Source organism: Nonomuraea sp. NPDC049309 (genome assembly GCF_043196965.1).
In the GTDB taxonomy this organism is placed as follows: Bacteria; Actinomycetota; Actinomycetes; order Streptosporangiales; family Streptosporangiaceae; genus Nonomuraea; species Nonomuraea fastidiosa.
This window is the reverse complement of sequence record NZ_JBICSH010000001.1, coordinates 1,239,863-1,263,772: the sequence shown is the minus strand read 5'-3', so window position 1 is coordinate 1,263,772 and position 23,910 is coordinate 1,239,863. Positions and strand designations below refer to the sequence as shown.

Sequence of the window (23,910 nt, the reverse complement as noted above, 5' to 3'; positions counted from 1 at the left end):
GACCGGTCGGTGCGCTGTTGGCGTGCCTGGGCCTGAGGGCAGGAGGCGAGGCGCCGGTCGGAGTGGCGTGGGCGTGTTTGCGTCTGCGTCACGCAGAGGCGGGGAGGGTGAGTGCCGTTCGGTGCGCTGTGGGTGTGCTTACATCAGCGTCGCGTCGGGGCGGGAGGGTGGGCTGCGGGTGGTGCGGCGCCGACGTGCTCCGCGCTTGCGCCACGTGCGGGCGAGCGCCGGTCCGCCCCCTCGCGTCTCCTCCGGGGCTGCGGGGCGGCGAGCGCTGCCTGGCCCCTGCGGTCGTGTGGTTGTCGTCCGAAAGTGTTCACTGACGTGTGCCAGAGGCCCCCGGAGTGGCGCTGACGTGCGGCTTCGATCCGCGTACGGCCTGAAAAATCAATATAAAAATCCACATTTCCTGATTTCGCCCCATCCAATAACTCTTGTCGATTTGTAAAAAGCGCTGTCATGATCGGAAACGCCAGACAACCTAGCCTCTGGAGGTGTCGTGTCCTGGCGTCGCATCACCCTCGTGGCCGCGTTATGCCTGGCACTGGCCGCGCCCGGCACCGCCGCAGCCGATGATCCGCCGCCAGAGGTGGAGCCGCGCGCGGGCACCCGCGCCCCCGCCGAGGTGCGCGGCCTGTCCGAGCCGGCGCAGGCGGGCGATCCGGTGGCGGCGGCCAAGGCGCACCTGGCCGATCCCCGCTACCACATCGACCCCGCCGACCTCGCCCCGCTCGGGACCGTCGTGGACGGCGCGGACGAGACGGTCAGGTTCGCCCAGCGCCACCGGGGCGTGCCCGTCTTCGGCGCCCACTACCTCGTGCACTTCCGCAAGAACGGCGACCGGCGCGAGGTCGTCGGCGCGGGCGGCCGCTTCCTCACCGAGCTGACCGTCGGCACCACCCCCGCCGTGACCCGCGAGTCCGCCGCCACGATCGCCCGCACCACCTTGATCCGCGACCGCCGGGCCAAGGAGAGCGCCAAGGCCGAGACCGGCGAGCTGGTCGTGATCCCGCGCGGCGACGGCCGGCTCGCCTGGCACGTGGTGCTCACCGGGCGCGAGCCCGTCGCCGGGCGGCCGCTGCTGCTCGACGCGTACGTGGACGCCCACTCCGGGCAGCCCCTGTTCGCCGTGGACCGTCTGCGCGCGGAGGGCCCGGTGACGGGCACCGGCGAGACCGTGCACGGCCGTAGCGTCGAGCTGAACGTCTACCAGCGCGCCGACGGCGCCTACGAGCTGCGCGACCGCGCCCGCCCCATGTGGGACGGCACCGACGGCGAGATCCTCACCTACGACGCCCAGGGCGGCGACGTCAACGCCTGGCTCGGCCTCGGCGTCCCCGCGGACGCCGAGCCCGTCCGCTCCGGCACCCCCGCCTTCGGCTCCGAGCACGCCGCGAGCGGCGCCGTGGACGCCCACTGGGGCGCGGGCCAGGTCTACGAGTTCTACCGCAGGCTCGGCCGCGACGGGCTCGACGGCCAGGGCGGCACGATGTACTCGGTGGTCGACGTCACGATGGAGGGCGAGCCGATCGCCAACGCCTTCTGGGACGGCACCAAGATGATCTACGGCAGTGGCGGCGGCGACTACCGCCCGTTCGCCTCCGGGCTCGACGTCGTCGGCCACGAGATGACCCACGGCGTCATCGAGCACAGCGCCGGCCTGGTCTACATCGGCCAGTCTGGCGCGATCAACGAGGGCGTGGCCGACTACTTCGGCAACGCCATCCAGCTGGAGGCGTTCGGCATCCCGATGACCGACCCCCACGCGAGCCTGCTCGGCGAGACGCTGTGCAAGACGCTCCCGCCGGAGCAGTGCGCCATCCGCGACCTCGACGACGGCCGCGTGGCGGGCGAGTCCTACCTCGGGATGTCGATCCGCGCCGACTACGGCGGCGTGCACTACAACTCCACGATCTTCTCGGGCGCCCTGTGGGACATCAGGGAGGCGCTCGGCGGCGCGTCCGCGGACCGGCTCGTCTACAAGGCGGTCACCGAGTACATGACGCCGCTGGACGACTTCGTGGACGGCCGCCGCGCGGTCGAGTCGGCGGCCCGCGCGCTCGGGCTGCCCGCCCGCGACCGGCTGACCGTGAGCCGCGCGTTCGACCGGCACGGCATCAAGCCCGGCTGGGAGCGCGCCCTGCGCACCGACTCGCGCGTGCTGATCGACGGCATCACCGACCCGTACGCGAAGCCCGACGTGGCCGGCGGCCGGTACGTGGTGTCGAACTCCTCGCCCGACGTCGTGGAACCCTCCCAGATCCTCACCGGCCGGGTCAGCGGTGGCAAGCCGGTGCGCCTGTCGGAGAACGACCGGTGGAACCTCATGCCGGCCACCGACGGCAAGAGCGCCGCGTGGGTCTCGTTCGACGCCACGCGGCAGAGCTACCGGGTCCACACGCGCCCGCTCGACCGTTCGTCGCCGGAGAGACTCGTTCACGATGGCAGTGGCGTCATCGAGACGGTGGCCATCGACGGCGACACGATCGCCTGGGACGGCGTCGGACCCGACGATGAGCACTCGGTGTGGGTCAAGCGCGGCGACGCGCCGCCCGTCGACGTCACCGCCGCGGCCGGGGTGCACGGCCACGCGCCGTCGCTCAAGGGCGGCAGGCTCGCGTACCTCAAGGTCTGGACGGAGGGCGAGGCGTCCCGCAGCGCTCCCGCCGTCCTCGACCTCGAGACCGGCGCGGAGACCGTCGTGCCGATGCCGCAGGGCTCGTTCAGCGCGGTGCCGACCCTGACGGGACGGCACCTCGCCTGGATCTACGACGAGAACGGCGACGGCCGCTACGGCATCATGCGGGCCGCCTCCGACGGCACCGGTACGGCCGTGGTCGTGCCGGACGGCCCGGACGCGCCCACGGCGTACTGGTTCGACGCCAACGACACGTTCGCCACCATCGGCGTGTGGCCCGACGGCACCGAGGTGACGAACGACATCCTGGTGAAGATCCACCAGGTGCCGCTCGGCGGCGGAACCCTGCAGCGGTTCTCGTGCAACCGGGGCATGCAGGACCTCTTCGCCTCCGGCGACGGCAGGACCGTCGTCTGGCTGGACGGCACCGACGGCAACACCGATCTGGTCACCCGCGACCGGCCGGCGAAGCGCTGCCGCGACGGCGCGTGACGCACGGCCGGGCGACCGGCAGGCGTCGGCCCGCGCACGCGGGCCGACCTGGACAGGCGCCCGCCGCACCGCAGTGAGGGGGGCGGCGGGCGCCGGGTCGCGTACGGCCGCCCGACCTGGTTTGCTTAAGGGCCGTCACACTGCCGAAACCGAGCGGGGGCTATCCATGCGCACTGTCGAACCAGAGGTCTTCATCGTCGCCAGGCCGGCGCTCGACTACGACGAGCTCGCCCGCTATCTCAGGGAGGTCGGCGGTGAGAGCTGGCTCGAGCGGCTCGACCGCGGCGACCTCGACGCGCAGAACCTCGCCGAGTTCGCCGGCCGGCTCTGCTACCGCTCGTTCGAGCCCGGCCTCAACCCCAACGTGGTGCGGATCAGGGACAACCAGGACGACTACCTGCGCAACATCCTGGCCAGCGCGCACGGCTCGGTGCTCGAGCACATCAGCTTCAGCTTCGTGCTGCACAACGTGAGCCGGGTGCTGACCCACGAGCTGGTGCGTCACCGGCCCGGCGTGGCCATCTCGCAGGAGTCGCTGCGCTTCGTCCGCCTCGACGAGCTGCCGTTCTGGTTCCCCGAGTGGGCGCGCGAGGACGAGGAGCTGATGAAGCGGGCCACGGCCGTGCTGGAGCAGCTCGAGCAGTTCCAGCTCTGGATGGCCCAGCACTTCGGGCTCGACGAGGAGGGTGTGCCGTTCTCGGAGAAGAAGCACCGCACGTCGTTCATGCGCCGCTTCGCCCCCGAGGGCGTGGCGACGGGCCTGGTGTGGACCGCGAACGTGCGCACGCTGCGGCACACCATCGAGGCCCGCACCGCGGCCGGCGCGGAGGAGGAGATCCGCCTGCTGTTCCAGCGCATCGGCGAGCTGATGCGCAAGGAGGCGCCCGCGCTCTTCGGCGACTACGTCGTCGAGGACGGCGCCTGGATCCCCGGCTGGCGCAAGGTCTGACCACCCGCCGCAGGCCCGCACGCGGCCGCCGCGAACCCACGCCCGCGCATCCGCCGCGAGCCCATGCCCCGCGCATCCGCCGCGACCCGCGCCGTGCCCGCGCGAAGCGGGCGCGGGGCGCGCCGCGGGCCCGGCCAGGGCTCAGAGCACCGCGGCGCGCACCGTGAGCACGTCGGGCAGGTGGCGGGCGACCGTGGACCACGTCTCGCCGTCGTCGCGCGAGGCGTAGACCTCGCCCGATCGGGTGCCGAAGAACACCCCGGCGGGCGAGGCGGTCATCGCGTCGCGCAGCACGGTGGAGTAGACCGGCCCGTCGGGCAGCCCGTCGGAGAACGCCTGCCAGGTGGCGCCGCCGTCGTCGGTGCGGTGGACGCGGTAGCGGTGGCCGACCGGCGTGCGGTCCATGTCGGCGTGGAGCGGCAGCACGTAGACCGTGTCGGGCCGCGACGGATGGACCGCGATGGGGAAGCCGAAGTCGGACGGCAGCGACGCGCCGATGTCGCGCCAGGTGCCGCCGAAGTCGTCGCTGCGGTAGACGCCGAAGTGGTGCTGGAGGTAGAGCCGCCCGGGATGGGACGGGTGTATCGCCACCTTGTGGACGCACTGCCCGAACTCCGGATATTGCTGCCCCTCCGGCATGAACGGCGCCCTGATGTTCTTGTTGGCCGCCTCCCACGACAGCCCGCCGTCGGCCGTGCGGTAGAACCCGGCCGCCGAGACGGCCACCGCCATGACCTTGGGGTCGGTGGGATGGGTGACGATCGTGTGCAGGCACAGCCCGCCGCCGCCCGGCTCCCACCGCTCGCGGTGCGGATGCTCCCACAGGCCCTCGACGAGCCGGTAGGTGACGCCGCGGTCTTCTGAGCGGAACAGCGCCGCGGGCTCGGCCCCCGCCCACACCACGCCGGGCTCGGACGGCGAGGGCGCGAGCTGCCAGACCTTGGCGAGCGTCGCGCCGGTCTTCTCCGGGAAGGCGACGGGCGGCTTGTCCGCCTCGTGCCAGGTGGCGCCGAGGTCGTCGGAGTACATGACCGACGGGCCGAAGTGGCCGTACTCGATCCCGGCCAGCAGCCGGGGCGTGGTGCCGCCGGTGGTGTCGATCGCCACCGAGTGGACGGCGATCGACGAGAACCGGATCGGCTGGACCTCGAACGGGCCGCCGCCCTTCGACAGGGCCAGGAACAGGCCCTTGCGGGTGCCGACCGCGAGCAGTGCGTCACTCATGACTTCGCTCCTATGTTCGCTTGCCGGCCATCGTGACACGCGCCACCGACAGTTCCCGAGGATCGGGAGGTTCGGTGCGCGGGTCGCCGCTTACCTGAGAGGTAATCGAGGCGCTTCCCCGTGATCGCCTAACGTGGGCGGCATGGAAGCGGTCGCCGTACATGAGGAGTCCTTCGGTTCGCTGCTGCGCTCGTGGCGGCAGCGGCGCCGGGTGAGCCAGCTCGACCTGGCCATCGAGGCGGGGGTGTCGGCCCGCCACGTCAGCTTTCTCGAGACGGGGAGGGCGAGGCCCAGCCGGGAGATGGTGATGCGGCTGGCCGAGGAGCTGGACGTGCCGCTGCGGCACCGCAACCGGCTGCTGGTGGCCGCGGGGTTCGCCCCGATCTACCCGGAACGTGAGGTGCGCGCGCCCGAGCTGGAGGCCGTCAGGCAGGCGCTGGACACGATACTCGCGGGGCACGAGCCGTATCCGGCGGTCGTGGTGGACGCGGCGTGGAACCTGGTGGCGGCCAACGCGGCGGCCGGGCTGTTCCTGGAGGGCGTGCCGGAGGAGCTGCTCAAGGAGCCGGTCAACGTGATGCGGCTGTCGCTGCACCCCGACGCCCTGGGCGGGCGGCTGCTCAACCTCGCCGAGGTACGCGCCTACGCGCTGCGCCAGCTCCGCCGGCAGGCCGAGGCGTCGGGCGACGGGCGGCTGGCCGAGCTGCACGACGAGCTCGCCGCCTACACCTATCCGAACGCCGTATCGGACGCCGGCCCGGGCGTGGTGACGCACCTGCCGGGCCCGTCCGACATCCTGGTGCCGATGCGCGTGGCGGCGGGGGATCGGGTGCTGTCGCTGTTCACCACGATCGCGACGTTCGGCACGCCGATGGACGTCACGGTGTCCGAGCTGGCGATCGAGACGTTCTGGCCCGCCGACGAGGAGACGGCCGCCGCGCTGCGCGCCCGGGCCGGCGCGCAGGTCAGCGGGCGGTGAGCGGCAGCGCGGGCGGCGGTTCGCCGGTGGCCACCGCGGCCTCGATCGAGACCAGCGGCTGCGGGCCCGGCACGATCGGCAGGCCGCCGGTGACGGTGTGCGTGCGCACGTCGGGCGTCCCGTTCGCGGGCGGTGCTGCGACGGCGAAGGCGGGGAAGGCGTTGCCGCCAGGCACGACCGAGGTGGAAATGTAGTCGCCCACGCTCCTGCCCTGGCCGGTGAGCGCCAGCCAGCCGACCGCCATCGGCCCGTGCAGCTCCAGCGGCGCCGACCAGCTCGCGCCGCCGTTGGCCGACGAGGTGTGGCCGACGGTGAGCCGGCAGGTGGCGGGCACGCAGGCGGCGTCGGCGTAGCGGTAGTAGGTCACCGCGAGCCGCGCGTGCTCGCCGTCGCTCGTGCGGTCCACGCCCAGCCCCGGGATCACGTGGTCGCCGCCGTCCGCGGTGACCCGCAGCACGTCGCCCCACTTCTCGCCGTCGGCCGACGTGCTGAGCACGATGTCGTTGCCGGCGCAGCCGTGCTGGAAGCGGCAGTCGTGCCAGGCGACGTACACCGTGCCGGCGGCGTCGGTCCCGGCCGACGGCAGCGGCAGGGCGTGCAACCCGCCCGCCGGCGTGTGCCGCTGCACCCGCGAGACGGGCACGCTCTCGCTCCAGGCGGTGCCTCCGTCGCGGGAGCGGATGGAGCGGATCTCGCCGTCGTTGCTCAGATACGGCACCACCACGGTCCCGTTGGGCCGCACCACCGGCTGCCCGCCGAGCCCCGTGGCCTCCGTGGCGGTGACCGACCACGACAGGCCGCCGTCGGACGAGCGCGCCACCCTGATCGCGTTCCCCGCCGCGTGGTCGTCGAAGACGGCGTAGCACTGCCCCCGGTGCGGGCTGCGTTCCCCGTTGTCGCAGACCACCCAGCTCTTGTCGAGGTCGCCGCCCACGGCGGTGACGACGGGCGGCGACCAGGCCACCCCGTCGGTGGAGCGGCTGGTCAGCACCGCCGCACCGGACACCCCGCCGTCGTCGGACAGTCCCAGCGAGGTGATCAGCCACACGCCGTGCGCGGCGTCGTAGGCCACGGAGGGGTCGGCGGTGCGCGCGTGCACGCCGCCCGCCGCCGTGGTGATCCCGGGCAACACGCCGCGCGTCCAGGTGGCGCCGGCGTCACCGGAGGTCGCGAACGCGATGCCGGCCGCCCCTCCGTCGGATAAGCGCCCGACCTGGTGCGCCGCCACGATCACGCCGTCCCACTCGTAGGTGTCGGCCCCGCCCTGCGGTCCTGAACGCCCCTCGGGGACGCCGATCTCGGTGAGCGGGACCGCCTCCGACGCCGCTCCGGCGGCCGTGGCGGGGACGGACGTGACCAGCGGCGCCGCCGCGAGGACGGCCACGAGCCCGCCGATCACGCGGCGCCGGGCGGGAAGAGGCACGCTCCACCTCCACGAAGGGGATCATCTCCAGATGGCCTCTTCCCCGCCCGATTGTCAACCTTTCGAGTGAGTTGTCAGCGTTCGCCGTGCACCACGTCCCGGTGTATGCGGGCCGGCGGGACGCCGTCACCCTGCAGGCGGCGCACGGTCTCGTCGACCATCGCGGACGGGCCGCACACGTACACGTCGTGCTCCGACCAGGAGTGGAAGCGCTGGGTCACCTCGGGCAGATGGCCCCGCATGCCCTCGTAGCCGGGCTCGTCCGACACCACGGGCAGCACCCGCAGCCACGGGAACGACGACTGCATCCTGATCAGGTCCGGCAGGTCGTACAGCTCGGCGGCGGTGCGCGCGCCGAACAGCAGGTGGATGTTGGGACGGCGGCCGGAGGCGATGATGTGCTCCACGATCGCCTTCAGCGGCGCAAGGCCGGTGCCGCCCGCCACGCACAGCACGTCGCGCTCGCTGTGCTCGCACGGCGTCATCGTGCCCATGGCCTGGCCCAGCATGAGCGTGTCGCCGATGCGGGTGTGCCGGATCAGCGCGGTCGAGACCCAGCCGCCGGGCACCGACCGTACGTGCAGCTTGATCATGTGATCCTCGCGCGGCGCGTTGGCGATCGAGAACATCCGCCACACGCGCGGCCAGCGCGCGGTCTGCACGGTGACGTACTGTCCCGGCGTGTACGGCAGCGGCTGCGCCGGGCGCAACGTGATGACCGCGATGTCGCGGTGGCGCAGCTCGTGGTCCACGACCTCGGCCAGCCACCACGCGGGCGAGGTGCCCGCGTCCGACTCGGCCGCCTCGATCATGAGCTTGGACGCCTCGGCGAACGCCGCGGTCCAGGCCGCCTCGATCTCGTCGTTCCAGACCTCGGCGGCGAAGCGGCGGATCGTGGCCAGCAGGGCGTTGCCCACGGCCGTGTAGTGCTCGGCGACGACGCCGTACTTGCGATGGTCGCGGCCGAGCTGCCCGAGATAGGCGGCCATGCCCTCCGGGCTGTCCAGGCTCCACACGATCCTGGTCAGCGCGCTGAACAGCCGGTCCCGCTGCACGTTCATGGCAGGCGGGAACATGCTCCGCAAGTGCGGGTTCTCGGCGAACAAGCGGCCGTAGAAGTAGGCCGTGGCCTTGTCGGCCACGGGTTCGACGAGCGAGAAACTCTCCTTGACCAGGCGCGGATTCAACGTCATGAAAACAACCCCACCCCTTGACCGGAAACGCATTCCGGCCCTCGCCGTTCACCTCCCTGACGTTCCGGGTCATGAGCGCGGGACCCCTCCCCGGCATGTCCGTACGCTCGAAATCGAGTGTTACACCGGCGATGACCCCCCACAACCGTTTCGCCCAATACGGTGCGAAGCTGAACTATCCGTAATGGATCCGTGATTCTCCGCGTTCGGCGACATGTGAATTACGGTCTCGAAAGACGAACAGAAATAATCTTCATATTGAACGTCGATTTTCTTGGTGCATTGACACGGATCACGGCACCCACCCGAACGTCGCAACGCCTGCCGCCCCCACCACCCTGACCGGACAGGCCTCCGACCGCCTGGGCGGGACACACGGCCCAACGCGCCGCCCCCACCCGCGCCACCCCGGTCGGCCAGGAGGGCTGGCGTGGAGCCGCCCTCACCCTGGCCCAGCCCCCGGCCCGATCCCGGCTCCGGCCCCGATTCCAGCCCCGGCCTCGTCCTGGATCCCGGTCTCGGCTCGGTCGGGGAGAGCGACCCGGGCGGCGGGGAAGGGCCGGTCGGGCGGCGGGGAAGCGACCAGGGCGGCGACACTCCGTGCACGGGGCGGAGGCGTGTGTGCGAGGGTGCAGGCTGGGCCGCTGGGCGGTGAGGCTCCGGGTGTGGGGTGGGGGTGTGTGCGGGGGTGCAGGCTGGGCCGCTGGGCGGTGACGCTCCGCACGCAAGGCGGAGAGCCGCCGCCCCGGCTGGCCGGGACCACCCCGGCCCCGGTCCCGGTCCCGACCCCGGCCTGGGCTCGGTCTCGGCTGGGGAGCGTGAGTGGGGTGGTGGGGAGGGGCGGCTGGGTGGCAGGGAGCCGGCCGGGCGGCGATGCTCCGTGTGCTGGCGGGAAGCCGCCATCCTGGCCGCCTCGGGAGAGGGCGGCGGGCCGGATGAGCGAGGTCCGCTGCCGCGACAGGGCCGGGGAGGCACGGTGGGTGGGCTGTGGGAGGTCCGCCGCTCCGGCGGGCCCAGGAGCACTCCGGTCCCGGCAGGCCCAGGAGCCTTCCGGTCCCGGCAGGCCGGGGGAGCCCTCCCGGGCCCGGCCGAGGACGGCGAGGCAGGCGGCCGGGGGAGTGCGAGCCGGGCGGCGGCGTTTGGCGCGCCGGAGGATCCGCCTCGCGCGTCAGAGAACCGCTCGTGCGTCAGAGAACCGCTCGTGCAACGGAGAACCGCTCGTGCGTCAGAGAACCGATCGTGTGCCGGAGGAATCCGCCGCCACGGTGGGGCCGCGGCGGGTGGGCTGGGGAGGGCGTCGCTCGGTTCGCCCTGGGAGGCGGCTCGGACGGCCGTGGAAAGGGGTGATGGGTGAGGCCGGGGGACGGATCTTCAAAGGGGTGACATATCGGAAAGACTGTGCGCCATGATGGGGGATGCATGGGGCCGCCGCCGCACCTCGGCGGATGGCGGCCGTACGAACTCCACCATGCCACTGGAGATCGCATGTCCCGACCGCTGATCGGCATCACCGCCTACTGGGAGGCCGCCCGCTGGGGCGACTGGGTACGCGAGGCCGTGCTGTCTCCCCCCTCCTACGCCAAGGCGGTCGGCCGGGCCGGCGGCGCGCCCGTCGTGCTGCCGCCCATCGCCCCGAGCTCGGCCGGCGACTACGTGAGCGGCCTGCGCGGCATCGTCCTGGCCGGCGGCGCGGAGCTGGGCGCCGACACCTACAACGGCGAGCAGGACGCCAGGGCCGACGAGCCCCAGCCCCACCGCGACCGCTTCGAGCTGGCACTGGCCAGGGCCGCCATCGAGGCCGACCTGCCCGTCCTCGCGATCGGCCGGGGCATGCACGTGCTCAACGTCGCCCAGGGCGGCACGCTCATCCCGTGGCTGCCGGACGTGCTGGACAGCGACCGCCACTCCGAGCCCGACGGGCCCCACGTCATCCAGGTCAGCGTCACCAGCAAGCTCGGCAAGGCCGTCGGCGACCGCGTCGAGGTCAGCGCGCCGCACCGCCAGTCCGTACGCAGGCTCGGCACCGGCCTGCTCGCCGTGGCCTGGGCCGAGGACCAGATCGTCGAGGGCATCGAGCTGCAGGGGCACCGCTTCGGCGTCGGCGTCCAGTGGCATCCGGAACGCGGCACCGACAACCGGCTCTTCGATGCGTTCATCGAGGCGGCCCGATAGGCTGCGATCATGCCGCTGCACCCCCAGGCGCGGGATTACGTCGCCCGGATCCAGGCCGGCCCCGAGGACGGGCTGGCAAGCCTCGACCTGGCCGCCATCCAGGAGATGCGCGCGACCGACCCCATGGCCGTCCATCGGGGGCCGCTGACCAAGCTGCCGTTCGTCCGCGACGAGGTGGCCGAGGGCGTGCCCATCCGCATCTACCGCGCCGACCCCGGCGACGGTCCGCTGCCGGTCGTGGTCTACTTCCACGGCGGGGGCTGGGTCTTCGGCAGTGTCAAGCGCAACGACGCGACGGCCCGCGACCTCGCCATCCGCACCGGCGCCGTGGTGGTCTCCGTCGACTACCGCCTGGCGCCGGAGAACCCGTTCCCCGCCGCGGTCGACGACGCGTGGACGGTCGTCCGCGACCTGTTCGCCCGCCCGGCCTTCTACCAGAGCAACGGCAGCGTCGCCGTGCTCGGCGACAGTGCGGGGGCGAATCTCGCCGCCGTGGCCGCCTGGCAGGCCCGCGACGCCGGCCTGACACTGTCGCACCAGGTGCTCGTCTACCCGGTGCTCGACGCCGCTATGGACACGCCCAGCTACACCGAGAACGCCAAGGGCTATGGCCTCGACGCCGCCGACATGGCCTGGTTCTACCGCCAGTACGCCGACGGCGTCGATCCCGCCGACCCGCGCCTGTCCCCGCTGCGCCTGCCCGACGTGTCCGGCCTGGCCTCCGCCACCGTCATCACCGCCGAGTACGACGTGCTCAGAGACGAGGGCGAGCGCTACGCCGCCCGCCTCGGCGAGGCCGGTGTGCCCGCCGAGCTGCGCAGGTTCGACGGCGCGGTCCACGGCTTCTTCGTCCTGCCGGGCCTGTTCGACCAGGCCGTCGAGGCCCGCGAGTACGTGGCGGAGCGGCTCCGGGAGCACCTGTGAAGGACGCCTACACCAAGCTGCGGCTCGACACCCCCGCCGACGGGGTGCTGCGCGTCACGATCAGCGAGCCCGCCAGGCTCAACGCCGTCGACGCCACCGCGCACCGCGAGCTGGGCGAGATCTGGCGCGACGCCGACCGCGACGAGTCCGTGCGCGCGATCGTGGTCAGGGGAGAGGGCACCGCGTTCTCCGCGGGCGGCGACCTGTCCATGATCGAGGACATGATGCGCGACCACGGCACCCGGATGCGGGTGTTCGCCGAGGCCCGCGACATCGTCTACAACGTCCTCAACTGCTCCAAGCCCATCGTCTCCGCCATCCAGGGCCCGGCCGTCGGCGCGGGGCTCGCGGTGGCGCTGCTCGCCGACATCTCCGTGGCCGGCCGTACGGCCCGGATCATCGACGGCCACACCCGGCTCGGTGTCGCGGCCGGCGACCACGCCGCCATCGTCTGGCCGCTGCTGTGCGGCATGGCCAAGGCGAAATACCACCTGCTGCTGTGCGAGCCGGTCACCGGCGAGCAGGCCGAGCGGATGGGCCTGGTCAGCCTGTGCGTCGACGACGACCAGGTGCACGAGCGGGCGATGGAGATCGCGGTCCGGCTCGCCTCCGGCGCGCAGGACGCGATCAGGCTGACGAAGTACTCGCTCAACAACTGGCTGCGCCTGGCGGGGCCGTCGTTCGACGCCTCGCTCGCCATGGAGTTCCTCGGTTTCACCGGCGCCGACGCCGCCGAGGGCGTGCGCGCGCTGCGCGAGAAGCGGCCGCCCGCATTCGGCTGAGCTCATCCGCCCTGGTGGGGTGTGCTTTCCCGCCGCTCGGGTAGTCGGGGCGCGTGGGCGACGACGGCGCGAGCGGGCATCTGCCCGTCGAGGTCGAGAACGCCGCCCCGGCACGCAGCGCCGAGATCTTTTTGGCGGCCCGCGTGACCGTCGGGCGTCCACGCGCAGGGGGAGGAGGTCAGCAAGCCGCCGCGACCACGGCCGCGGCGACCAGCCCACCGGCCGGTCCACCCTTCGCCGACATGGCGGGACCAGGGACGTGATCGCTACGGCGATGGGCACGCCGGTCCACAGGCCGGCGGGAACCGCGGGGGCGGTCCGGACACTCGCGCCGCCGGGAAGTTGAGCAGGCAGCTCCCGGCCGCAGGCGCACCCCGTCCGATCCGGGCGCCGATCGGGCGGCCGGACGCCCCGCGCTCCTCCTCCTACGCTCGGCCGCTCGTACGCGTGTCAGCGGGGCCGCCGGGCGTGGAAGACGAACGCGGGAGGCGTGTTGCGCCACACCGTCCGTCCTGGCACGACCTCTTCGAACCGCTCGGCCAGCAGCGCGCGGAACCGCCGCGCCGAGCTGAGCGGAATCGCGTGGATGTAGGAGAACGTGGTGAACGCCGCGCCGGGGCTCATCGCCTCCGTGACCGCGCCGAGCAGCTCGCGCTGCATCGCGCCGGGGAACGCCGCCCACGGCAGGCCGCTGATCACCACGTCGGCGGAGCGCAGCCCGCGCTCGGCGAGCAGCTCGCCCAGCCGCATCGCGTCGGCGTGCGCCACGTCCACGGCCGGATAGCGCCCGGCCAGCAGCCGCGCCAGCGGCTCGTTCAGCTCGACGGCCAGGTGATGCCCGCGCCCGCCGAGCCGCTGCTGGATCTCCGCCGTGAACGCGCCCGTCCCGGGCCCCAGCTCGATCACGATCGGCTCGCCCCGCTCCGGGATCGGCGCGCAGACGGCCGCCGCCAGCCGCCGTGAACTCGGCGCGACCGCACCGATCGTGCCGGGGGAGCGCAGGAACTGACCGAGGAACAGCGCGGTGTCGTTGGGCATGCCATGAACGTAGGCCGATCGGCGCTCCTGATCGCTCCCCCTCCAGGGCGGACCTGCGGCCACTTGGAGGAGGCGAGCTCCTCCACTCGGAGGATCAGCGGGCCGGAAGAGGCGGCTACCGTGTGGTTCATGCGTTGGCGTGGCGTGCCGCTCGATGTCCTCCTCGCGGCCTCGGGGGTGGGGCTCGACCTGCTCACCACGGCGCACGCGGGCGACACCGAGTACCTCCCCGCCGAGGCGGCCATCCCCATGGCGCTGCTCGTCGGCCTGCCGATGGGGCTCGTCCGCCACCGGCCCATCGGCGTCACGCTCTTCCTCGCGGCCGTGCTCGTCGTCACCGACCAGCTCGGCTCGTTCACCTCCAACACCGCACAGATCCTTCTCTGCGTCGCGCTCGGCGTGGCCGGATACCGCGCCGGCGCGCGCGCCACCGCGCTCGCGGTCGTCGCCGCCATCGGCGCGACCGCGTGCAACATCGCAGACCCCGGAATCGCGCTCACCGGCAACACGTGGATGTACGCCATGCTGCTGCCCGTCTTCCCCGCCGTGCTCGGCGGCTACCTGCGCGGCTCGGCGGAACGCCTTGACGATCGCGACGTCACCCCCGACGCGCTGCTCGCCGCCGGCGGCGTGGCGATCACCGTGCTCAGCACCTGGACGTCCTGGCACTCCGGCGGCCAGCCGGTCTGGGTCATCGGCCTGCTAGCCGTCGTCGGCGGCCTGTCGCTCGGCATCGCACGACGGCTGCCGGGACTGGTCTTCCTGCTCCAGGGCGTGCTGCTCGTCTCCGCCGACGCCTACCTCAACCAGGTCGTCAACACCTGCGTGATCCTCACGCTGATCGCGATCGGCGTGTTCGCCATGCGGGTGGCGTCGTGGGCGTGGACGCTGGCCGCGTACCTGACCGGCTGCCTGCTCACCGCCATCGCCGTCGTCGGCCCCCAGACCGAGATCACCCCCTTTCGCGTCGGTGTGCTCATGACGCTCGTCTCCACGCCCATCGCGATCGGCCGCTACCTCGGCATGCGCCGCGCCGCCGCCGCCTCCGAGCGCCTGCGCGCCGAGGAGGCCGCCCGCGCCGCCGTCGCCCAGGTCCGCGCCGACCAGCTCGCCGAGCGCGAACGCATCGCCCGCGACGTGCACGACATCGTCGCCCACCACGTCGGCGCCATGGTGCTGCGGGCCGGCGCCGCCCGCTACACCGCGTCCGACGGCCCCGTCGCCGAGGCGCTCGACGACATCCGCCAGACGGGACACCAGGTGCTGCAGGACCTGCGCGACCTGCTCGACCTGCTGCGCGACCCCGAACGCCAGCCCGGCCTGCTCGCCGACCCGGCCGACGTCGTGCGCGAGTCCGCCGAGCGCATGGCCGCCGCCGGCCTCGTCGTGGACCTCGACCTCGACCCGGCCATCGACCAGGCCCCGCTCGTCGCCCGCGCATCCGCGGCCAGGATCGTCCAGGAAGGATTCACCAACGTGCTCAAACACGCCGGCCCAGGCACCCGGGTCCGCGTATCCGTGACCTCCTCAGACGAAGGGCTCGCCGTCGAGGTCCGCAACGGCCGCCCCCCGACGGCCATCGAACGCCTGCCCTCCTCGGGACGCGGCCTCGCCGGCATGCGCGAGCGGGTCCGCACGCTCGGCGGCACGCTCAGCGCCGGGCCCGACGGCGACGGCGGCTGGGTGCTCGCCGTCCACCTGCCCACCCGCCTGGCCTCGGGGAGCGCCGCGTGATCCGCGTGCTGGTGGCCGACGACCAGGCGCTCGTACGCGCGGGCGTGCGCATGCTCCTGCAGGCCACGGGCGACATGGAGGTGGTCGCCGAGGCCGAGGACGGCGCCGAGGCCGTCCGCCTGGCCGAGCGCCACCTGCCCGACGTCGTCCTCATGGACCTGCGCATGCCCAGGGTCGACGGACTGGAGGCGATCAAGCGGGTGCTCGCCGCCCGGCCCTTCACCAGGATCGTGGTGCTGACCACGTTCGCCGAGGACGGCAACGTCTACGCCGCCCTGCGCGCCGGCGCCGCCGGCTTCCTCGTTAAGGACGACGATCCCGAACGCATGGTCGACGCCGTCCGCCGCGCCGCCGCCGGCGAGCAGCTCCTCGCGCCGTCCGTGCTGCGCCGGGTCGTCGAACGCTTCCTCGCCGCCGAAGAACAGGCCGCGCCCACCGTGCCGCCCGGCCTGACCGAGCGCGAGCTGGAGGTCCTCGCCCTGGTCGGCACCGGCCTGTCCAACGCCGAGATCGCCGAGGAGCTGCACGTCGGCGTCACCACGGTCAAGACCCACATCGCCGCCGCCATGGAGAAGCTGGGGCTGCGCAACCGGATCCAGGCGGCGGTGGTCGCCCACCGCACGGGGCTGGTCGACGCCTCTTTCCGCCCCGTACGCCAGCCCCGGAACTGACCTCCGGAGTACGGCGGGGACGGCGGATTCATCCCAGGGCGTACCGGCGTCTCATCCACCGGGTGGACGACCGGGACGCCCCGCTACGCGATCATGTGATCGCACATCGATCGCAGCAGCGGAAGGACCCGCCATGCAGAAGACCCGCGGCGCCCCGGCCCGGACGGACGGCGCGGCCGACGGGATCTCCGCCGGCCTGCTGTACGGCCTGCGCCTGGCCGTCACCGCGCAGGCCGCGGCGCTCCTCGTGGCCGTCGCGTTCGCCGGGCAGGCGGCGGAGAACGCGTCGATGGCCGAGGCCCACGTCATGGCCGGGACGGTCGTCCACGTCGTGGCGCTCGTGCAGATCGTGCTCGCGGTGCTGTTCTGGCGGCCGGGACGCGGGGCGGGCTGGCCCGCGCTGGGCAGCATCGCGCTGTTCGCCGTCGGTCTCGCCCAGCATGTCACCCGGCCGGCCGCGCACGCGCCCGGCGGGGTGATCCTCCTCGTCCTCATTCTGGCGCTGTTGTTCTGGGCCTGGCTGTCCCCGTCCGCCACGCGGCGCCGCTAAGGTCGAAGGCGTGTACGTGAAGATCTGCGGGCTGAGCGAGCCAGAACACGTCGCCACCGCCGTCGAGGCCGGCGCCGACGCCATCGGATTCGTCATGACCACGAGCCCACGCCGCATCACGCCCGAGCGGGCGGCCGAGCTGGCCGCGCTCGTGCCGCCGCACGTCCTCACCGTCGGCGTCTTCCGCGGCGAGGATCCGCAGACCGTGCGCGAGGCGGCGCTGGCCTCCGGCGTACGCGCCGTCCAGCTCCACGGCAGGCACCCGCACGGCGACTTCACCGCACTCAAAGACCTCGGGGTCCGCCTGGTCAGGGCCGTCGACTCCCAGGCCGACCTGCGCTGCGGGGCGTACGACGAGGACCTGCTCATCGTCGACGCGCCCCACGCCGGCTCGGGGCGGCCGTGGGACTGGGCGGCCGTGCGCGGGCGCCCCTCCGGCCACTGGATGCTGGCCGGCGGCCTCGCGCCCGGCAACGTCGCCGAGGCGATCGCCGCCGCCGAGCCGTGGGGCGTCGACGTCTCCAGCGGCGTCGAGACCGCGCCGGGCAAGAAGGACTCCGACCTGATCAGAGCGTTCATCAAAGCAGTACGCAACCTCGATGCCTGACTTCCTCAGCCCGGACACCGCCGGCGGGTCGCCGGCGTCCGATAGGGCCGGCGTATCGTCGGCATCTGACAGGGCCGGCGGGTCGCCGGCTTCCGACGGGGCCGGCGAGGTGGCCCGGGTGCTCGGCTTCCTGCACCGCTTCGCCCGCCGCAGGGCGCCCCGCGTCTTGCCCGCGCCGGGCGGCTTCGCGGTGCTCGACGACCGCTACCCCGGCTCGTACGACGACAACAAGCTGATCGTCACCGCCGCCCCCGACCCGGACCCCGGCCGGGCCGCCGAGCTCCTGCTGAAGGCGGCCGACGAGCTCCTGGCCGCGCGTGCCCACCGCCTGATCTGCGTCGACGACGACCGGCTCGGCACCGCCTGCGCGCCCGCGTTCGAGGAGGCGGGCTACGAACGCGAGACGACGTACGTGATGACCTTCCACGGCGAGCTGCCCGAGTCGCCGCCGCAGGCCGAACGGCTGGAGCCAGCCGAGCTCATCCCCGTGCTGCGCCGCGACTGGCGCCACACGCTCCCGAACGCCCCGGCCGACGTCATCGAGGGCCTCGCCCGCCGCGTCGAAGCCCGCCTGGACGGCGCCGACGTGGTCCGCTTCTACGGGGTACGCGCGCCGGACGGCGAGGTGGCCGCCCGCGCGGACCTGTACGTCCACGACGGTGTCGCCCAGATCGAGAGCGTCTTCACCAGCCCGCTCCACCGCGGCTCCGGCCACGCCAGAGCCCTGATGACGGCCCTGCTCGCCGAGGCCGCCACCCTCATCGCCGCCACCGCACCCGCCGATCTCGCCACGAGCACCGCCACCGGACCAGAAACGCGCGGTGAGAACCCTGCCGCCGGGGCAAGCGATTCCGGTGGGAACCCTGAAGCCGGGTCAAGCGTGTCCGATGGCAACCCCGCTGCCTTGGCAGGCGAGTCCGGCGCGAACACCGGCGTGAAGACCGGCAGCGGCGCAGACGGCCTGATCTTCCTCCTGGCGGACACCGACGACTGGCCGCACCGCTTCTACCGCCGCCTCGGCTTCACCCCGGTCACCCGCACCCACGCCTTCCTCTGCACCTGATCCACCCGGCCCGGATCGCCCCTGACGCTCCGGGCCCGGTCGGCACGCCGCAGGTTGATCGCGCCCCGCCTCCGGAGCACCGCAGCCGGCCTGCTCCGTGCCGGCGCGCCCGCCCCGGCTCCCTTTCGGTGTGGCGCGCCCCGCCCCGGCTTCCTCTCGCGAAGGCGCGCCCTGCCTGGCTTCCTTTCCGTACGGTGCCCCGCTCCGGCCGCCTCCGGTACGGCGCGCCCCTGCCCGGCCACCTCCAGCGCAACGCGCCTCGCCCCAGTCGCGCGGTCACGACCAGAACCAACGCCATGCCTTGCCCATCAGAACGAACGCCATGCCCCGGCCAGGGTGGTGCGCGTGGCCGGGCCGCTTCGGTGCCTCTGGCACGGGGCGCCTCGCCTCCCGGCTGCCGATCCGGAGCGGAGCAGCGGCCATCCCCCGTGGCCGTGCGCGGCGGCGGGGCGTGAGTTCGGCATGGCCGGGGACAGCGGCGCGGGTCCGCCTCCCCGGCCGTTTCCGGCGCAAGGCCTCCTGTGCCGGCCGTCTCCGGTGTGTCGTGTCCCGTGCCGGCCGTCTCCGGTGCGGAGTGAGCCGGCTTCAGGGGAGGCCGGACGTGGTGGCTCAGCCCCTGTGCGGTGCAGACTCGTCGGGCGGCCGTGCGGTGCCTGCCTTACGGTGCGTCGCTGGGATGCGGCCGCGGTCGCCCGCTCGGCGCTCGGGGTGGTCGCGACCGGCCCTGCGGGAGGGCTTCGGACACCCGGCGACGCCCGAGCCCGTCACCGGAAGGGGTTTCGGGGCGTTCTGGCACGTGGGGCGGGCAGGTCCGGTCCCGTCCCGAGTGCGCGTTCCAAAGAGGAGAGGGTGGTGCACAGGCGGCCGGAGGGCGGGCGGACGGGGGCCGCTGTGGTGGAGTTCCAGGCAGTAGGGTCTCCTGCGTGAGTGAAACTTCCGCCGAGGACCGGATCTGGACGGTTCCTAACCTGCTGAGCTTCCTGCGCCTCCTTGGCGTGCCCGTGTTCTTCTGGCTGGTTCTCGGGCCCAAGGCCGACGGGTGGGCCATCGGGGTCCTCGCGGTGGCCGGTTTCACGGACTGGCTCGACGGAAAGATCGCCCGCGCGTTCAATCAGACCAGCAGGCTCGGCCGGCTCATCGACCCGGCCGCGGACAAGCTGTACGTTTTCGCCACCGTCATCGCCCTCCTGCTGCGCGAGGTGATCCCGTGGTGGCTGGTCGTCATCGTCCTGGGCCGCGACCTCTTCGTCGGCTGTTTCGGCCCTGTTCTTCGCAAATACGGCTATAGGGCACTTCAGGTGCATTTCCTGGGCAAGGCCGCCATGTTCAATCTCATGTACGCCTTCCCGCTGCTCTTCCTTGCCTCGCACTCCGGGTGGTATGCCGAAATAGCACGAATTGTCGGGTGGGCGTTCGCGCTCTGGGGAGCCGGCCTGTACTGGTGGGCGGGCGTCCTGTATGTCGTACAGGTACGCCAGCTCGTGGCGGAGGCCAGAAGGGGATGATCGGGTGAAGGCGGTCGTCATGGCGGGCGGGGAGGGCACTCGGCTGCGTCCGATGACCGCCAACCAGCCCAAGCCCCTGCTCCCTGTGGCCAACCGCCCGATCATGGAGCACGTGCTGCGCCTGCTCAGGCGGCACGGCGTCACCGAGACCGTGGTGACCCTGCAGTTCCTCGCGGCGCTGGTCCGCAACTACTTCGGCGACGGCGGCGAGCTGGGCATGAGCCTCCAGTACGCCACCGAGGACGTGCCGCTCGGCACCGCGGGCAGCGTCAAGAACGCCGCCGACCGCCTGCGCGACGACCGTTTCCTGGTCATCTCCGGAGATGCCCTGACGGACATCGATTTATCGGAGATGATCCGCTTTCATCGTCAAAAAGGCGCTCTAGTCACGATCGGTCTGAAACGCGTCCCCAACCCGCTCGAATTCGGGATCATCATCGTGGACGAGGAGGGCCGGGTCCAGCGCTTCCTGGAGAAGCCCACCTGGGGCCAGGTCTTCTCCGACACCGTCAACACCGGCATCTACGTCATGGAACCCGAGGTGCTCGACGCCGTCGCCACCGGCCGCCCCGTCGACTGGTCCTCGGACGTCTTCCCCGCACTCCTCGCCCGCGGCGCCGCCATCTACGGCTACGTCGCCGACGGCTACTGGGAGGACGTCGGCACCCACGGCAGCTATCTCAAGGCCCAGGCCGACGCCCTGTCGGGGCGGGTCGCACTGGACATCGGCGGCTTCGAGGTCTCGCCCGGCGTGTGGGTCGCCGACTCGGCCACGGTCGACCCCGGGGCCGTGCTCAAGGGCCCGCTGCTCATCGGCGACTACGCCAAGGTCGAGGCGGGGGCCGAGCTGCGCGAGTACACCGTCCTCGGCAACAACGCGGTCGTCCGCGAGGGGGCGTTCCTGCACCGCGCGATCGTCCACGACAACGTCTACCTCGGTCCCGGCACCCACCTGCGCGGCTGCGTCATCGGCAAGAGCACCGACGTGATGGCGGGCGCCCGCATCGAGGAGAACGCGATCGTCGGCGACGAATGCGTCATCGAGGCCGAGGCGTACGTCTCCAGCGGCGTCAAGGTCTACCCGTTCAAGACGATCGAGGCCGGCGCGGTGGTCAACACCAGCGTCATCTGGGAGTCGCGCGGCCAGCGCAACCTGTTCGGGCCGCGCGGCGTCAGCGGCCTGGTCAACGTGGACATCACCGCCGAGCTGTGCGTGCGCCTGGCCAGCGCGTACGCCACCACGCTGAAGAAGGGCGAGCGCGTCGTCACCTCGCGCGACTGCTCGCTGGCCGCCAGGGCGCTCAAGCGGGCCGTCATCGGCGCGCTGACCGCGGGCGCCATCAACGTCCTCGACCTGGAGGCCGCCCCGCTGCCCGTCACCCGCTTCCACACGGCCAGGGTGTCGGCGGCCGGCGGCATCGCGCTGCGCACCACGCCGGGCGACCCGCAGAGCGTGGACATCATCATCATGGACGACCGCGGCGCCGACCTGCCGCCCGCCGCGCAGCGCAAGCTGGAGCGGGTCTTCTCCCGCCAGGAGTTCCGCCGCGCCTTCCCCGGCGAGATCGCCGAGCTGACCTACCCGGCCCGCGCGGTCGAGGACTACACCCACGAGCTGCTGCGCCACGTGGGCGTGAGCGACGTGCGGGACATGAAGGTCGTCGTCGACTGCGCGGGCGGCACCTCGTCGCTGGTGCTGCCCACGCTGCTGGCCAGGGTGGGCGTCGAGGTGCTCACGGTCAACGCCAGGCTCGACGACGTCTCGCCCACCGAGACGCTGGCCGAGCGCCGCCGCGACCTGCAGCGCCTGTCGGAGCTGGTCAGCTCGTCGCGGGCGGCGTTCGGGGTGCGGTTCGACCCGGTGGGGGAGCGCATCGCCCTGGTGGACGAGAAGGGCCAGCTCATCAGCGAGGAACGCGCGCTGCTGGTCGTGCTCGACCTGGTGGCCGCCGAACGGCGGGGTGGCCAGGTGGCGCTGCCGGTCACCACGACCAGGGTCGCCGAGCAGGTCTGCCGCTTCCACGGCGTGCAGGTGCAGTGGACGCCCACCGCGCTCGACGCGCTCACATCGGCCGCCGCGGGACCCGACATGATCTTCGCCGCCGACGGGCGCGGCGGGTTCGTGGTGCCCGAGTTCAGCCCGGCCATCGACGGGCTGGCCGCGTTCATGCGGCTGCTCGGGCTGGTGGCGCGCACCCGGCTGTCGCTCAGCCAGATCGACGCGCGGATCCCCGAGGCCAGGCTGCTCAAGCGGTCGGTGCCCACGCCGTGGGCGGCCAAGGGCGCGGTCATGCGCTCGGTCATCGAGGCGGCCGAGGCCGAGCCCGACCGGCACCGCGTCGACACCACCGACGGCGTGCGCGTGGCGCGCGACGACGGAAGCTGGGTGCTGGTGCTGCCGGCCGCCACCGAGCCGGTCACCGACCTGTGGGCCGAGGCGGCGGATCTGGACGCCGCCCAGGCCCTGCTCGAACGCTGGGCTCGGGTCGTGGAGCGGGCGGCCGGCTGAGCTCGTCACGCAGAGTTAACGGAAAGGGTTCGCCGATGACGTGCCCAGAGAGTGCCGCAAGATCGTAATGTAGATACGCGCGGCGGCATGGACCACGGGGCGGGGGCGGCGGTAACTTTATCTGCGTCCGAACCACAGTGCAGCGCCCCGCCTTGACCTTTGCCGCTGATCAGCGTAAGTTGCGGCATTCGCAAACGTGAAAATAGCGAAGCGAGGCGCGCCCAGAGCACCGTCGCCGCGTCTTCGCGGTAGGAGGCCGAGCCGATCGATGCCGAGCGTCTACTGCACGCAGTGCGGGCACGCCAACCCCGAGGATGCCCGTTTCTGTTCCCGTTGTGGGTCGCCGCTGACCAGACACGAGGTCTCCGGGGACACCACCTCGACGATCTCCATAGCGGGAATCGAGGCGTACGAGGCTGAGACAGGCGACATGCTCCAGGCCGAGCGGGCGCTCGTCGAGCAGCTTCCGCCCGGTACGGCGTTGCTCACCGTGACCAGGGGCCCCAACCAGGGGAGTCGTTTCCGGCTCGACAAGGACCTGACGACGACGGGGCGTCACCCCGAGAGCGACATCTTCCTCGACGACATCACGGTCTCCCGCCGCCACGTCGAGTTCTACCGCCACCCCGGCGGCCAGTTCTCCGTGCGCGACGTGGGCAGCCTCAACGGCACGTACGTCAACCGCGAGCGTATCGAGGAGGTACCCTTGCATTCGGGCGACGAGGTGCAGATCGGCAAGTTTCGCCTTCTCTTCCTGATGCGGGGCAACTCCGGCGTATGACTTCACAGGCGGCACGCTCGCACATGAGCATCGGGGAGGTGCTCGCGCTCCTGCGGAGCGAGTTCCCCGATGTGACCATCTCCAAGATCAGGTTCTTGGAGGGCGAAGGGCTGATCGAGCCCGAGCGCAGCCCCTCCGGCTTTCGCAAGTTCACCCACCTGCACGTCGAGCAACTGCGCTTCATCCTGACCGAGCAGCGCGACCACTACCTGCCGCTGCGCGTGATCAAGGACAAGATGGCCGAGAGCTTCGGCCGGCCGCGCGCGGTGCAGCAGGCGCAGGAGGTCAAGCTCAGCCGGTCCGAGCTGCTCGAGAAGGCGGGCATCGACGACGAGACGCTCACCGAGCTCGAGGACTACGGCCTGCTGGCCCCGGTGGCCAGGCGCTACGACGAGGAGGCGCTCAAGATCGCCCGCACCGTCGGCGCCCTGGGCCGCTTCGGCCTGCACGCCCGGCACCTGCGGGCGGTCAAGGCGGCGGCAGAGCGCGAGGCCGGGCTGGTCGAGCAGACCGTCGCGCCGATACTCAAACGGCGCCGCCCCGGAGCCATCGGAGAGGCCGACGAGGTCGCCCGCGAGCTGTCGAATCTTCTGCTCGACCTGCACGCATCCCTTGTGCGCACGGAGGTGCGGTCGGTCCTGGGTCGTTGACGGCGAAGCGAGCTGGGAGGCGAGGG

Annotated in this window: 19 protein-coding genes; 15 read left to right on the top strand and 4 right to left on the bottom strand. The window is 72.6% G+C overall.

Annotated elements, in window-relative coordinates:
- Positions 1–499 precede the first annotated feature (499 nt).
- Positions 500–3,130, top strand: a complete 2,631-nt coding sequence (locus tag ACGFIM_RS05935; RefSeq protein ID WP_393195296.1) for a M4 family metallopeptidase — start codon at positions 500–502, stop codon at positions 3,128–3,130.
- A gap of 166 nt (positions 3,131–3,296) precedes the next feature.
- Entirely contained in the window at positions 3,297–4,079 is a 783-nt protein-coding gene (gene thyX, locus ACGFIM_RS05930; protein ID WP_393195293.1) for an FAD-dependent thymidylate synthase, read from the top strand.
- 141 nt (positions 4,080–4,220) lie between these two features.
- Here thyX and ACGFIM_RS05925 read toward each other — a convergent pair whose 3' ends face one another.
- Entirely contained in the window at positions 4,221–5,303 is a 1,083-nt protein-coding gene (locus ACGFIM_RS05925; RefSeq protein WP_393195290.1) for a WD40/YVTN/BNR-like repeat-containing protein, read from the bottom strand.
- Positions 5,304–5,445: 142 nt separating this feature from the next.
- On the opposite strand from ACGFIM_RS05925, the gene ACGFIM_RS05920 reads away from it, so the two are divergent.
- Complete coding sequence (locus ACGFIM_RS05920; RefSeq protein WP_393195287.1) at positions 5,446–6,282, top strand: helix-turn-helix domain-containing protein; 837 nt, start codon at positions 5,446–5,448, stop codon at positions 6,280–6,282.
- On the opposite strand, the gene ACGFIM_RS05915 is transcribed toward ACGFIM_RS05920, so the two are convergent.
- Both ACGFIM_RS05915 and ACGFIM_RS05910 read right to left on the bottom strand, forming a co-directional pair.
- Positions 6,269–7,705: a sialidase family protein gene (locus ACGFIM_RS05915; RefSeq protein WP_393195284.1), complete on the bottom strand. Its 1,437-nt coding sequence runs from the start codon at positions 7,703–7,705 to the stop codon at positions 6,269–6,271. The two genes, ACGFIM_RS05920 and ACGFIM_RS05915, sit on opposite strands and share 14 nt — an antisense overlap.
- Before the next feature lie 74 nt (positions 7,706–7,779).
- The gene (locus ACGFIM_RS05910) at positions 7,780–8,898 is read right to left on the bottom strand and encodes a globin domain-containing protein (protein WP_393195281.1); all 1,119 of its coding nucleotides are present in this window, start codon (positions 8,896–8,898) and stop codon (positions 7,780–7,782) included.
- Between the two features lie 1,485 nt (positions 8,899–10,383).
- Here ACGFIM_RS05910 and ACGFIM_RS05905 point away from each other — a divergent pair.
- The 3 genes from ACGFIM_RS05905 to ACGFIM_RS05895 are packed head-to-tail and all read left to right on the top strand — an operon-like array spanning position 10,384 to position 12,776.
- Positions 10,384–11,070: a gamma-glutamyl-gamma-aminobutyrate hydrolase family protein gene (locus tag ACGFIM_RS05905; protein WP_393195278.1), complete on the top strand. Its 687-nt coding sequence runs from the start codon at positions 10,384–10,386 to the stop codon at positions 11,068–11,070.
- A 9-nt stretch (positions 11,071–11,079) separates the two neighbouring features.
- Positions 11,080–11,994 (top strand): alpha/beta hydrolase, encoded by a 915-nt coding sequence (locus tag ACGFIM_RS05900; protein ID WP_393195275.1) that lies wholly within the window; start codon positions 11,080–11,082, stop codon positions 11,992–11,994.
- Positions 11,991–12,776, top strand: a complete 786-nt coding sequence (locus ACGFIM_RS05895) for an enoyl-CoA hydratase/isomerase family protein (RefSeq protein ID WP_393195272.1) — start codon at positions 11,991–11,993, stop codon at positions 12,774–12,776. Before ACGFIM_RS05900 ends, ACGFIM_RS05895 begins: the two co-directional genes overlap by 4 nt.
- A gap of 450 nt (positions 12,777–13,226) precedes the next feature.
- On the opposite strand, the gene ACGFIM_RS05890 is transcribed toward ACGFIM_RS05895, so the two are convergent.
- Positions 13,227–13,814, bottom strand: coding sequence for a class I SAM-dependent methyltransferase (locus ACGFIM_RS05890; RefSeq protein WP_393195269.1), 588 nt, complete (start codon positions 13,812–13,814; stop codon positions 13,227–13,229).
- A gap of 129 nt (positions 13,815–13,943) precedes the next feature.
- Here ACGFIM_RS05890 and ACGFIM_RS05885 point away from each other — a divergent pair, with 129 nt between their 5' ends.
- The 9 genes from ACGFIM_RS05885 (at position 13,944) to ACGFIM_RS05845 (ending at position 23,884) form a co-directional block, all read left to right on the top strand.
- Entirely contained in the window at positions 13,944–15,548 is a 1,605-nt protein-coding gene (locus ACGFIM_RS05885; protein WP_393195266.1) for a sensor histidine kinase, read from the top strand.
- Positions 15,545–16,219, top strand: a complete 675-nt coding sequence (locus ACGFIM_RS05880; RefSeq protein WP_393195263.1) for a response regulator — start codon at positions 15,545–15,547, stop codon at positions 16,217–16,219. The genes ACGFIM_RS05885 and ACGFIM_RS05880 overlap by 4 nt, the downstream gene beginning before the upstream one ends.
- Positions 16,220–16,352: 133 nt before the next feature.
- A complete protein-coding gene (locus ACGFIM_RS05875) occupies positions 16,353–16,769 on the top strand; it encodes a hypothetical protein (protein WP_393195260.1) in 417 nt (138 codons plus the stop codon).
- Positions 16,770–16,779: 10 nt separating this feature from the next.
- On the top strand, positions 16,780–17,376 hold the full coding sequence (locus ACGFIM_RS05870) for a phosphoribosylanthranilate isomerase (RefSeq protein WP_393195257.1): 597 nt from the start codon (positions 16,780–16,782) through the stop codon (positions 17,374–17,376).
- Between the two features lie 118 nt (positions 17,377–17,494).
- Positions 17,495–18,439, top strand: a complete 945-nt coding sequence (locus tag ACGFIM_RS05865) for a GNAT family N-acetyltransferase (RefSeq protein ID WP_393195254.1) — start codon at positions 17,495–17,497, stop codon at positions 18,437–18,439.
- Positions 18,440–19,362: 923 nt separating this feature from the next.
- Positions 19,363–19,944: a CDP-alcohol phosphatidyltransferase family protein gene (locus tag ACGFIM_RS05860; RefSeq protein WP_393195251.1), complete on the top strand. Its 582-nt coding sequence runs from the start codon at positions 19,363–19,365 to the stop codon at positions 19,942–19,944.
- A 4-nt stretch (positions 19,945–19,948) separates the two neighbouring features.
- Positions 19,949–22,453, top strand: a complete 2,505-nt coding sequence (locus tag ACGFIM_RS05855) for a sugar phosphate nucleotidyltransferase (RefSeq protein ID WP_393195248.1) — start codon at positions 19,949–19,951, stop codon at positions 22,451–22,453.
- A 268-nt stretch (positions 22,454–22,721) separates the two neighbouring features.
- Positions 22,722–23,234, top strand: a complete 513-nt coding sequence (locus ACGFIM_RS05850; RefSeq protein WP_393195245.1) for an FHA domain-containing protein — start codon at positions 22,722–22,724, stop codon at positions 23,232–23,234.
- Positions 23,235–23,257: 23 nt separating this feature from the next.
- On the top strand, positions 23,258–23,884 hold the full coding sequence (locus ACGFIM_RS05845; RefSeq protein WP_393195242.1) for a MerR family transcriptional regulator: 627 nt from the start codon (positions 23,258–23,260) through the stop codon (positions 23,882–23,884).
- Positions 23,885–23,910 lie beyond the last annotated feature (26 nt).

What these genes read in the sequence shown, in the direction of transcription:
- thyX (WP_393195293.1), top strand. Translation starts at nt 3,297, where the DNA reads ATGCGCACTGTCGAACCAGAGGTCTTCATCGTCGCCAGGCCGGCGCTC.
- ACGFIM_RS05925 (WP_393195290.1), bottom strand. Translation starts at nt 5,303, where the DNA reads ATGAGTGACGCACTGCTCGCGGTCGGCACCCGCAAGGGCCTGTTCCTG.
- ACGFIM_RS05920 (WP_393195287.1), top strand. Translation starts at nt 5,446, where the DNA reads ATGGAAGCGGTCGCCGTACATGAGGAGTCCTTCGGTTCGCTGCTGCGC.
- ACGFIM_RS05910 (WP_393195281.1), bottom strand. Translation starts at nt 8,898, where the DNA reads ATGACGTTGAATCCGCGCCTGGTCAAGGAGAGTTTCTCGCTCGTCGAA.
- ACGFIM_RS05905 (WP_393195278.1), top strand. Translation starts at nt 10,384, where the DNA reads ATGTCCCGACCGCTGATCGGCATCACCGCCTACTGGGAGGCCGCCCGC.
- ACGFIM_RS05900 (WP_393195275.1), top strand. Translation starts at nt 11,080, where the DNA reads ATGCCGCTGCACCCCCAGGCGCGGGATTACGTCGCCCGGATCCAGGCC.
- ACGFIM_RS05890 (WP_393195269.1), bottom strand. Translation starts at nt 13,814, where the DNA reads ATGCCCAACGACACCGCGCTGTTCCTCGGTCAGTTCCTGCGCTCCCCC.
- ACGFIM_RS05885 (WP_393195266.1), top strand. Translation starts at nt 13,944, where the DNA reads ATGCGTTGGCGTGGCGTGCCGCTCGATGTCCTCCTCGCGGCCTCGGGG.
- ACGFIM_RS05875 (WP_393195260.1), top strand. Translation starts at nt 16,353, where the DNA reads ATGCAGAAGACCCGCGGCGCCCCGGCCCGGACGGACGGCGCGGCCGAC.
- ACGFIM_RS05850 (WP_393195245.1), top strand. Translation starts at nt 22,722, where the DNA reads ATGCCGAGCGTCTACTGCACGCAGTGCGGGCACGCCAACCCCGAGGAT.
- ACGFIM_RS05845 (WP_393195242.1), top strand. Translation starts at nt 23,258, where the DNA reads ATGAGCATCGGGGAGGTGCTCGCGCTCCTGCGGAGCGAGTTCCCCGAT.